Here is a 9,285-nt window from a genome sequence, read left to right on the forward strand (position 1 = left end):
GCGCCGGACCACCGGCGCCCGGAACCCACCGCGGCCCACGGGGGATAATCGCCCTGTGAGCCAGAGTAAGAGCGTGAGCCCGCACGAGAGCGGCGAAGCCGCCGAGACCACCGCCGTCGCGGCAGCGGCGGCGCCGTCCCCGGACGGTGGCAGCGGCGACGGCGGCCCCGGCGGCCCCCGGCCCGAGCCCATCCGCTTCTTCGGCACGACCTGGGTCGCCCACGACGGCGGATACGCGCCGCGCCGTGTCGCCGTCACCGTCGGCTCGCTGGCAGCGGCCGTCGGCGCGTGCCTCCTGCTGCGCTTCGCCTACCAGGGCCTGCAGATCGCGGACGCCAGCCCGTTCGTCGGCGTCCTCGTCATCGTGATGTTCTCGGTGTGCAGCGCCATCGCCTTCCGCAAGACCTGGGAGGGCTTCTCGAAGCGCCCCGTGGACCGCGCCCGTGAGGAGCAACTGCGCAGTCTCAAGGGCATCGGCTTCATCGGCTCGCTGTTCGCGTACTTCCTGCGCTCGTTCGCCGAGGCGCCGGGGGAGGGGCTGCGGCGTACGGAGTACGAGACGGCCGTCGTACGGTACGAGCGCCGCCGCACGACCCGCACCGGCAACCCGGCCGCCCGCAAGGCCAACCGGCCCAAGCGCCCCAAGCGGCCCCCGCGCAAGTGAGCCGGGACCCGTCCGGCCGCTGAGGACCGCCGCGCGTCAGGATGGACCCATGACCGATCGCGCGCTCTCCTTCGACGTCGTCGCCGGGCAGTACGACTCCGCCAGGCCCGGCTATCCACCGGCGCTGTTCGACGCCGTCGAGGAACTGTCCGGCCGCCCCCTCCAGGGCTCCCGTGTCCTCGACGTCGGCGCCGGGACCGGGATCGCCACCCGTCCGCTGCGTGCGCGCGGCGCCGACGTCACCGCCGTGGAGCCGGGCCCGGGCATGGCCGCCCAGCTGCGCCGTACCCTGCCCGACACCCCGTTGGTCAGGGCCTTCGGCGACGCCCTGCCGATCGCGGACGCGTCCGTCGACCTGGTGACGTACGCCCAGTCCTGGCACTGGACCGACCCGGCACGCTCCGTCCCCGAGGCCCTGCGGGTGCTGCGGCCCGGCGGCGCGCTCGCCCTGTGGTGGAACATCGCCGACCCCGACGTGCCCTGGGTCGCCGCGCAGGAGGAACGGCTGCACCTGGCCGCCGGCGCCGGAGCCCACAGCTCCGGCGGCCGTCGCGCCGAGCGGCTGCCGGCGGACCTGCCGCGCGAGCACCGCGTGCTGCGCTGGACTCGCACCGTCCCGCTCGACACCCACCTCGCCAACCTCGGCAGCCACTCCCTCTTCCGGCTGCTCGGCGACGACGCCACGGCCGCCCATCTCGCCGGGGAACGCGCCGAACTGCTCAAGGTCTTTCCGACCGGCACCGTCGAGGAGGCGTACGCGGTCGAGCTGACTGTCACACTTCGCCCGGCCACGTCGTCTGTTGACGGAGGCCCGTCGCCCGAAGGCTGACGGCGGGCGTGACACCGGCAGGGGAGAGGAGCGCCGAGCCATGGCTGACCTGGCGGAATTCGAGCGGGAACGAAAGAGACTCTGGGGCATCGCGTATCGCATCACGGGCTCCGTCGCCGACGCCGAGGACGCGGTCCAGGAGACCTGGCTGCGCTGGCAGCGGCTGCCCGACGGCGAGGCGAACGACCCCAAGCCGTATCTGACGACGGTCATCAGCCGGCTCTGTTACGACCAGCTCGGCTCCGCACGCGCCCGCCGTGAGTCGTACGTCGGGCCGTGGCTGCCCGAGCCGGTGGTCACCGAGAACGGGCCCGAGGACCGGGTCACGCTGGACGAGTCCGTCGGGCTCGCCATGCTCACGGTGCTGGAGCGGCTGACCCCGGCGGAGCGAACGGCGTTCATCCTGCACGACGTCTTCGCCGTGCCGTTCAAGGAGATCGCGGACGTGGTGGGCCGTACGCCCGATTCCGTACGACAACTGGCCTCCCGCGCCCGCCGACGGGTACGGGCCGAGGCGCCCCGCCGCTCCGTCGACCGGGGCGAGCACCGGCGGGCCGTCGACGCCTTTCTGTCCGCCGTGCTCGGCGGGGACTTCGACGGGCTGCTGGAGATCCTCGACCCCGAGGTGGTGTGGCACTCGGACGGCGGCGGCAAGGTCACCGCGGCCAGACTGCCCGTCGTCGGCGACGAGAGGGTCGCCCTCTTCGCGCAGCGCCTCATGCGCGACTTCGACCCCGAGACGATGTACGTCCTCGTACGTGAGGTGAACGGCTCCCCCGGGCTGGTCCTGGTCGACCCCGTCGGCGAGCGGTGCTTCGTCTTCGCCTTCAGTGTGCGGGGCGGGCTGATCACCGAGATCGACGCCGTGATCAACCCGGAGAAGCTGAGCCATCTCGACCTCGGGAGTCTGTGACCGCGCTCACCGTCACACCTGGGCGGGCCACGTCGTCCCCTTTGTATGACACCCACCAACGTTCCTTCCTCGCCCTCCGGGAAGCACTCGCCCTCCGAGAAGCAGCGGATCGTCGTGGTCGGCGCGGGCTACGCGGGGCTGATGTGCGCGCTGCGCGTCGCCCCGTACGCCCGCGTCACCCTCGTCGACCCCGCCGACCGGTTCACCGAACGGATCCGGCTGCACCAACGCGCGGCCGGACGCCCCGACGTCACCCACGCTCTCGGTTCGTTCCTCCGGCCGACCGGCATCACCCATGTCGCCGCCCGCGCCACCGCGATCGACGCCGCGGCCCGCGAGGTCCGTACGGACGACGGCCGCGTCCTTCCGTACGACCGGCTCGTTCACGCCCTCGGCAGCCGCACCCGCTCCACCGTCCCCGGCGACCGGGACCGGGCGTACACGGTCGAGTCCGCCACCGAACTGCACAAACGCCTCCAGGACGGCCCCGGCAGCCTGACCGTCGTGGGCGCCGGCCTCACCGGGATCGAGCTGGCCACCGAACTCGCCGAGACCCACCCCCGCTGGCGCGTCCGCCTCCTTACGGAGGGGGCCGTCGGCCCCGGGCTCTCGGAGAAGGGCCGCGCCCATGTCCGCGTGGCGCTCGCCGCCCGCGGCGTACGTGTCGAGGAAGGCCGCCGGGTCGCCGGCCCCGACGACATCGACACCGACGTCGTCGTCTGGGCCGCCTCGATGGCCCCCAACACCGAAGTGGCGCGCGCCGCCGGGCTCGCCCTCGACGGCGGGGGACGCGTCGAGGTCGACACGGTGCTGCGGTCGGTGTCCCACCCGGAGGTGTACGCGGTGGGCGACTCTGCCGCCGGACACACCGCCACCGCCGGTTCGCTGCGCATGGGCTGCGCCGCCGCGCTGCCCGGCGGCTCGCACGTCGCGAACGCGCTCATCGCCGAACTGCGGGGCGAGGAGCCGAAGCCGCTGAGCTTCTCCTACAACCTCCAGTGTCTGAGCCTGGGCCGCCGCGACGGGCTGGTCCAGTTCGTACGGGCCGACGACTCGCCCCGTGACCGCGTCCTCACCGGCCGCCCGGCGGCGTTCGTGAAGGAGGGCATCGTCCGCTCCACGGTCGGCGTCCTGAAGCTCGCGTCCCGCCGGCCGGACCTGCTCCCGCGCGTTCCGGGCTTCGGCTGATTCCCCCGGGCTTGACGGTGCGGCGCGGACGGGAGCATTATTCATCACATGATGAATAAACCAGGGGCTGCCATCCGCGCCCGCGGTCTGCGCGTCGTACGAGGCGAACGCACCGTGCTGCGCGACCTCGACTTCGCCGTGCCGCCCGGCCGGATCACCGGACTCCTCGGCCCCTCCGGCTGCGGCAAGTCGACCCTCATGCGCGCCGTCGTCGGCACCCAGGCCAAGGTCACGGGCACCCTGGACGTCCTCGGCCGCCCGGCCGGCGACGCCACGCTCCGCGCCCGCATCGGCTATGTCACCCAAGCCCCCTCCGTCTACGACGATCTGACGGTCCGTCAGAACTTGTTGTACTTCGCGGCGATCCTCAACCCCGGTCGCTCACACCGCGACACCCGCGACGAAACGGTCCACCGCGCCATCACCGACGTCGACCTCGCCTCCCACGCCGACGCCCTCGCGGGCCGGCTCTCCGGCGGCCAGCGCAACCGCGTCTCACTCGCCGTCGCCCTGCTCGGCACGCCCGAACTCCTCGTGCTCGACGAGCCGACCGTCGGCCTCGACCCCGTACTCCGCCGCGACCTGTGGGAACTCTTCCACCGCATCGCCACCGACCGCGCGGCCACGATCCTCGTCTCCTCGCACGTGATGGACGAGGCCGAACGCTGCCACCGCCTCCTCCTCATGCGCGACGGCGACATCCTGGCCGAAGACACCCCCGACGCACTGCGCACCCGCACCGGCCGCGAAACGGTCGAAGAAGCCTTCCTCAACCTGGTCGACGAGGCCAACGCCAACGCCCTCCAGGAGACACCCCGATGACCACCGCGACCCCGACCTCCACCCCGCGCGCCTTCTCCGGCGCCCGCACCCTGGCCACCGCGGCCCGCGTCCTGCGCCAACTCCGCCACGACCCACGGTCCATCGCCCTGATGATCCTCGTGCCGTGCGTGATGCTCTTCCTCCTGCGCTACGTCTTCGACGCCGACGCCCGCACCTTCGACTCCATCGGCGCCTCACTGCTCGGCATCTTCCCGCTCATCACGATGTTCCTGGTCACCTCCATCGCCACCCTCCGCGAACGCACCTCCGGCACCCTCGAACGCCTCCTCGCCATGCCCCTCGGCAAGGCCGACCTCATCGCCGGCTACGCCCTCGCCTTCGGCACACTCGCGGTCGTCCAGTCCCTGCTCGCCACCGGACTCGCCGTCTGGGGCCTCGGCCTGGACATCGTCGGCTCGCCCTGGCTGCTCCTGCTCGTCGCGGTCCTCGACGCCCTCCTCGGCACGGCGCTCGGACTCTTCGTCTCGGCCTTCGCCTCCTCCGAATTCCAGGCGGTCCAGTTCATGCCGGCGGTGATCTTCCCCCAACTGCTCCTCTGCGGACTGTTCACCGCACGCGACAACATGCAACCGGTCCTCGAAGCGATCTCGAACGTCCTGCCCATGTCCTACGCCGTCGACGGCATGAACGAGGTCCTGCGCCACTCCGACATCACCGGCAACTTCGTACGCGACGTCCTGGTCGTCGCCGGCTGCGCCGTCCTGGTCCTCGGCCTGGGCGCGGCGACCCTCCGCCGCCGCACCGCGTAGGCGCCCCGCCACCGGTCCGCCACTCGGACATACCGGGTCCGTCCCCGCCGCCGATGCGAGGATGGCCCCGGATGTTCCGTACGACGGCTCGACCACCCACCGGCGAGGTGACCCGCATGACGAAGACCATCGCAGTGCTCGGTACCGGCAAGATCGGCGAAGCGCTCCTCAGCGGCATGATCCGTGCCGGCTGGCGCCCCGCCGACCTCCTGGTCACCACCCGCCGCGCCGAACGAGCGGCACAGCTCCGGGACCGCTACGGCGTCGAGCCCGTCACCAACGCCGAAGCCGCCAAGCGCGCCGACACACTCATCCTCGCCGTGAAGCCCCAGGACATGGGCACACTCCTCGACGAACTCGCCCCCCACGTCCCCGCCGACCGCCTGGTCATCAGCGCCGCCGCGGGTATCCCCACGGCCTTCATCGAGGAACGCCTCACCACCGGTATCTCCGTCGTACGTGTCATGCCCAACACCCCCGTCCTTGTCGATGAAGGCATGTCCGTCATCTCGGGCGGCAGCCACGCCACCCCCGCCGACCTCAACCACACCGACGAGATCTTCGGCGGCGTCGGCAAGACCGCCCGCGTCCCCGAGTCCCAGCAGGACGCGGCGACCGCCCTCTCCGGCTCAGGCCCGGCGTACTTCTACTTCCTGGTCGAGGCGATGACCGACGCCGGCATCCTCCTCGGCCTGCCCCGCGCCCAGGCCCACGACCTCATCGTCCAGGCCGCCATCGGCGCCGCCGTCATGCTGCGCGACAGCGGCGAACACCCGGTGAAGCTCCGCGAGGCGGTCACCTCCCCGGCGGGCACCACCATCAGCGCCATCCGCGAGCTGGAGAACCACGGCGTACGGGCCGCCCTGATCGCCGCCATCGAAGCCGCCCGCGACCGCAGCCGCGAACTGGCCTCCGGCAACGGCTGACCGCCCCCCCCGGCGCGCGGTCAGACGGACGCCGCCTTCACGACCTCCTCCGTCGCCACCACCTTCGCGAAACCACCCCCGTGCAGCGACACCGCCGTCGCCCGCGCCAGCTCCTGCGCGGTCAACTCCCAGCCCCAGGGCCCCTCCTGGCCGAAGGTGTACGTCGCGTCGAACGCGAAGAGCACCTCGTACCCGAGATTCCCCGCCATGCGCGTCGTCGTCTCCACACACATGTTGGTCTGGATCCCCGCCATCACCAGCTGCCCGATCCCCGCGGCCTTCAGCCACGCCCCCAGATCCGGCGTGCCGTAGAAGGCGGAGTTCACGCTCTTCACCACCAGCAGTTCCGACCCGGCCGCGCCCTTCCCCCGCCGCCGCTCGACGTACTCCTTGAACCCGTTCCCCTCGTACCCCGGCCGCAGCGGCGAACCCGCCGTCGTCGAGTCGTGCCGCGTGAACACGACCGGCCGCCCGCTCGCCTGCCACGCGTCGATCAGCGCGGCGATGTTCCCGTCCGCCTCCGGGTTGTTCCGGGCACCCCAGTACTCCACCTCCTCGAATCCCTGCTGCACATCGATGACCACCAGCGCCGCGTTCTCCGCTATCTCCATGGGCACCATGCTGCCGCCCGGCACCTGCCACCTCCAGAGCTACAAAAGTCAGCGGTCGATGGTTTACTGCCATTCATGGCCGACACACCCGCGCCCACCCCCCAACGCATCGCCCTCCTCGCCTTCCCCGGCATCCGGGCCTTCGACGTCTCGGTCATCACCGAGGTCTGGGGCGTCGACCGCACCGACCGAGGCGTCCCCGCCTTCGACCTCCACCGCCCGGCCGCCGACCCCGCGCCCATCCCCCTGCGCGGCGGCCTCACCCTCACCCCCGACCGCACCCTCGCCTGGCTCACCCGCGCCGACCTGATCGTCGTCCCCGGCCTGGACGACCACCTCACCCCGGCCCCCGCCCCCGTACTCGACGCCCTCCGCCGCGCCCACACCCGAGGCACCACGATCGCCGCACTCTGCGGCGGAGCGTTCACCCTCGCCCAGGCCGGCCTCCTCGACGGCCACCGCGCCATCACCCACTGGAACCTCACCCACCTCCTGCGCGAACACCACCCCCGGGTCACCGTCGTCCCCGACGCCCTCTTCCTCCACGACGACAACATGTGGACCTCCGCCGGCACGGCAGCGGGCATCGACCTCTGCCTCCATCTCGTCCGCACGACCCACGGCGCCGAGACAGCGGCGACCATCGCCCGCTCGATGGTCACGGCGCCCTACCGCACCGGCACCCAGGCCCAGTTCATCGAACGCCCCACCCCACGCGCCGACCGCGACGAGGACGCTCTCGCCTCCGTACGCGAATACGCCCTGCACCACCTCGACCAGCCGCTCACCATCACCGACCTCGCCGCCCACGCGGGAATGTCCCCCCGTTCCTTCGCCCGCCACTTCCAGGCCACCACCGGCACCACCCCCCTCCGCTGGCTCATCGCACAGCGCCTCGCGGCGGCCCAGAAGCTCCTCGAACGCACCGACCTCCCGATGGCCGAGGTCGCGAGCCGCACGGGCTTCGGCAGCGAGGTGACCATGCGCCAGCACTTCGCCGGCCACCTCGCCACCAGCCCGCGCGACTACCGCGCCGCCTTCCGTCAGCCGGCGGGCAGCAGCCCGATCGCCTCATAGGCCGCATCCACCACCGGCCGGGCCATCCCCCTGGCCCGCTCCGCACCCTCCTTCAGAACCTGGTCCACCTGACCGGGATCCGCCGCGAGCTCCGCATGCCGCGCCCGGACCGGCCGCAACAGCTCGACGACGGCCTCGGCGGTGTCTTGCTTGAGTGAGCCGTACGAGTCATATACACCGGCCAGCTCGGTTGGGTTCCCGCCCTCGCACGCCGCGAGAATCTCCAGCAGATTCGCCACCCCCGGCTGCGCGACCGGGTCGTACTCGACCTCGCGCCCGCTGTCGGTGACGGCCCGCATCACCTTCTTGCGCACCACATCCGTCTCGTCCAGCAGATAGACGATGCCGGCCCCCGACTCGTGGGACTTCCCCATCTTCGAACTCGGATCCTGCAGATCCATGACCCGCGCCGCCACCGGCGGATTCGTGGCCCTCGGCACGGTGAACGTCGGCCCGTAGCGAAGGTTGAAACGCTCGGCCAGGTCCCGCGTCAGCTCCACGTGCTGCGTCTGGTCGTCCCCGACCGGCACCTCGTCGGTCCGGTACGCGAGGATGTCCGCCGCCATCAGCGCCGGATAGGTCAGCAGCGACGCCCGGACACTCTGCCCGTCGGCCTTGGCCCGCACGGACTTCTCCTTGTACTGGATCATGCGCCGCAGCTCGCCGTCCGTGGCCGTGCACTCCAATAGATAGGAGAGCCGGGTGTGCTCATCCACATGACTCTGCACGAAGACGGTGCACCGGGCCGGGTCCAGCCCGGCCGCCAGCAGCAACGTCGCCGCCTGCCGGCTGAGTCTGCGCACACGAGCCGGATCGTGCTCCACGGTCAGCGCGTGCAGATCCACGATGCTGAACAGAGCGTCGGCCCGGTACTGATCCACCTCGGCCCACCTGCGTACGGCTCCGAGGTAGTTGCCCAACGTCAGATGGCCCGTCGGCTTGACCCCGCTGAAGATCCGCGTCATCTCTCTCGTCCCACTCCTGGTCGGAGCCACCGCCGAGGGGCCGGGCTCCCGGACCTCCACTGGGGGAGAAACGCGAACGGCCGCCAGAGCGGCGGCCGTTGGTCACACACGTGTCAGCAGGCCGCCGTCAGACGGCCCGCCAGCTGAAGTTGCACGCATGCGTGGTCATGGGTGCCAGAGTACGCGGCGCGTACCCCGATGACCCGAAGTTGACACGTCCCGGGGGCGAACGTAATGTTCTCCGAGCTGTCCGACGTGAGCATCGACCCCGGTCGATCCCCGGACGGTCATTCCGCAAGACCACTGCAAACGTGCGACATCCGGTCGCTATCTTTTGCGTGCGCATTTGCGAAATGAGGAATCCGCGTTCGAACGGACGCGAACCCCGATTAGCGTCGGGGGATCGGTTCCGCTAAAGTCTCACTCGTCGGAACGGCCGAAGGGCCGGAAAGACAAACCCGCTGACTGGGAATCAGGCGCCGAAAGGTTCTGATAGAGTCGGAAACGCAGGACAGCAAGA

At 71.4% G+C, this 9,285-nt stretch carries 10 protein-coding genes; 8 read left to right on the forward strand and 2 right to left on the reverse strand.

Annotated elements, in window-relative coordinates:
* The first annotated feature begins 190 nt into the window (after positions 1-190).
* From ACFUN8_RS35715 to proC, 7 genes are all read left to right on the forward strand, one after another.
* On the forward strand, positions 191-664 hold the full coding sequence (locus tag ACFUN8_RS35715; protein ID WP_383647174.1) for a hypothetical protein: 474 nt from the start codon (positions 191-193) through the stop codon (positions 662-664).
* Positions 665-713: 49 nt separating this feature from the next.
* Complete coding sequence (locus ACFUN8_RS35720; protein ID WP_383647154.1) at positions 714-1,493, forward strand: class I SAM-dependent methyltransferase; 780 nt, start codon at positions 714-716, stop codon at positions 1,491-1,493.
* Between the two features lie 40 nt (positions 1,494-1,533).
* A complete protein-coding gene (gene sigJ, locus ACFUN8_RS35725; protein ID WP_383647155.1) occupies positions 1,534-2,406 on the forward strand; it encodes an RNA polymerase sigma factor SigJ in 873 nt (290 codons plus the stop codon).
* 45 nt (positions 2,407-2,451) lie between these two features.
* Positions 2,452-3,594, forward strand: coding sequence for an NAD(P)/FAD-dependent oxidoreductase (locus ACFUN8_RS35730; RefSeq protein WP_383647158.1), 1,143 nt, complete (start codon positions 2,452-2,454; stop codon positions 3,592-3,594).
* Between the two features lie 48 nt (positions 3,595-3,642).
* On the forward strand, positions 3,643-4,416 hold the full coding sequence (locus tag ACFUN8_RS35735; protein ID WP_383647160.1) for an ABC transporter ATP-binding protein: 774 nt from the start codon (positions 3,643-3,645) through the stop codon (positions 4,414-4,416).
* Entirely contained in the window at positions 4,413-5,186 is a 774-nt protein-coding gene (locus ACFUN8_RS35740) for an ABC transporter permease (protein ID WP_383647162.1), read from the forward strand. The genes ACFUN8_RS35735 and ACFUN8_RS35740 overlap by 4 nt, the downstream gene beginning before the upstream one ends.
* 116 nt (positions 5,187-5,302) lie before the next feature.
* Positions 5,303-6,112 (forward strand): pyrroline-5-carboxylate reductase, encoded by an 810-nt coding sequence (gene proC, locus ACFUN8_RS35745; protein WP_383647165.1) that lies wholly within the window; start codon positions 5,303-5,305, stop codon positions 6,110-6,112.
* A 20-nt stretch (positions 6,113-6,132) separates the two neighbouring features.
* On the opposite strand, the gene ACFUN8_RS35750 is transcribed toward proC, so the two are convergent.
* Entirely contained in the window at positions 6,133-6,723 is a 591-nt protein-coding gene (locus tag ACFUN8_RS35750) for a cysteine hydrolase family protein (RefSeq protein WP_383647167.1), read from the reverse strand.
* Positions 6,724-6,798: 75 nt separating this feature from the next.
* Between ACFUN8_RS35750 and ACFUN8_RS35755 the strand changes: the two genes are divergently transcribed.
* Positions 6,799-7,800, forward strand: coding sequence for a GlxA family transcriptional regulator (locus ACFUN8_RS35755; protein WP_383647170.1), 1,002 nt, complete (start codon positions 6,799-6,801; stop codon positions 7,798-7,800).
* On the opposite strand, the gene trpS is transcribed toward ACFUN8_RS35755, so the two are convergent.
* The gene (gene trpS, locus ACFUN8_RS35760) at positions 7,767-8,765 is read right to left on the reverse strand and encodes a tryptophan--tRNA ligase (protein WP_383647172.1); all 999 of its coding nucleotides are present in this window, start codon (positions 8,763-8,765) and stop codon (positions 7,767-7,769) included. The two genes, ACFUN8_RS35755 and trpS, sit on opposite strands and share 34 nt — an antisense overlap.
* Positions 8,766-9,285: the final 520 nt, after the last annotated feature.

The sequence above is a fragment of the Streptomyces sp. NPDC057307 genome (genome assembly GCF_042667665.1).
GTDB lineage: Bacteria > Actinomycetota > Actinomycetes > Streptomycetales > Streptomycetaceae > Streptomyces.

Bases quoted from the DNA above. Each gene is read 5' to 3' on its own strand.
- ACFUN8_RS35720 (WP_383647154.1), top strand. From the start codon at position 714: ATGACCGATCGCGCGCTCTCCTTCGACGTCGTCGCCGGGCAGTACGAC.
- sigJ (WP_383647155.1), top strand. From the start codon at position 1,534: ATGGCTGACCTGGCGGAATTCGAGCGGGAACGAAAGAGACTCTGGGGC.
- ACFUN8_RS35730 (WP_383647158.1), top strand. From the start codon at position 2,452: ATGACACCCACCAACGTTCCTTCCTCGCCCTCCGGGAAGCACTCGCCC.
- ACFUN8_RS35735 (WP_383647160.1), top strand. From the start codon at position 3,643: ATGATGAATAAACCAGGGGCTGCCATCCGCGCCCGCGGTCTGCGCGTC.
- ACFUN8_RS35740 (WP_383647162.1), top strand. From the start codon at position 4,413: ATGACCACCGCGACCCCGACCTCCACCCCGCGCGCCTTCTCCGGCGCC.
- proC (WP_383647165.1), top strand. From the start codon at position 5,303: ATGACGAAGACCATCGCAGTGCTCGGTACCGGCAAGATCGGCGAAGCG.
- ACFUN8_RS35750 (WP_383647167.1), bottom strand. From the start codon at position 6,723: ATGGAGATAGCGGAGAACGCGGCGCTGGTGGTCATCGATGTGCAGCAG.
- ACFUN8_RS35755 (WP_383647170.1), top strand. From the start codon at position 6,799: ATGGCCGACACACCCGCGCCCACCCCCCAACGCATCGCCCTCCTCGCC.
- trpS (WP_383647172.1), bottom strand. From the start codon at position 8,765: ATGACGCGGATCTTCAGCGGGGTCAAGCCGACGGGCCATCTGACGTTG.